The sequence below is a fragment of the Tamlana crocina genome (genome assembly GCF_012037625.1).
In genome coordinates, this window is sequence record NZ_JAAVJS010000273.1 from 1 (window position 1) to 435 (window position 435).

The 435-nt window shown below is 43.2% G+C and carries 1 protein-coding gene and 1 other RNA gene; both read right to left on the reverse strand.

Annotated features, from left to right (window positions below; all coding sequences use genetic code 11):
- The coding region (locus HC176_RS16675; protein ID WP_167920133.1) for an SDR family NAD(P)-dependent oxidoreductase at window positions 1-220 on the reverse strand (220 nt) is incomplete at its 3' end.
- Window positions 221-258: 38 nt separating this feature from the next.
- Window positions 259-357, reverse strand: an RNA gene (ffs, locus tag HC176_RS16680) — signal recognition particle sRNA small type.
- Window positions 358-435 lie beyond the last annotated feature (78 nt).

The window sequence follows — 435 nt, forward strand, 5'->3', positions numbered from 1 at the left end:
TCTTTCCTGCGGAAGCAATAACTTCAGCAACTGCAGTTTTTATGGTATCGCGTTTTGTGACATCAAGGGCCACTAAGGGAAATGAGGATTGCCTGCCGGAAGGATTCCTGCTGGTTCCAAATACAATGTAATTTTTTGATTGAAGGAATTCGGCTATGGCTTTTCCAATTCCTGAAGATGCCCCGGTAACCAAGACCACTTTTGAAGCTGATTTTGTCATGCTGCAAAGATGCAACAAATCTGACTTATAGAAACAAAAAATGGCAAGCGACCCACATCACACCGCTACGACCACTTACCCTTGCTGCGTTCCCGCCCTGGGGGATTCAGCAGGAGCTGGTTGTGTGGGACTTGCCGGGGCAAATATACAACCTTTCGTACTTTTTGCAAGTATTTTCTAATCCTAATTAATTAAATTAGCTCATTAATTATTAG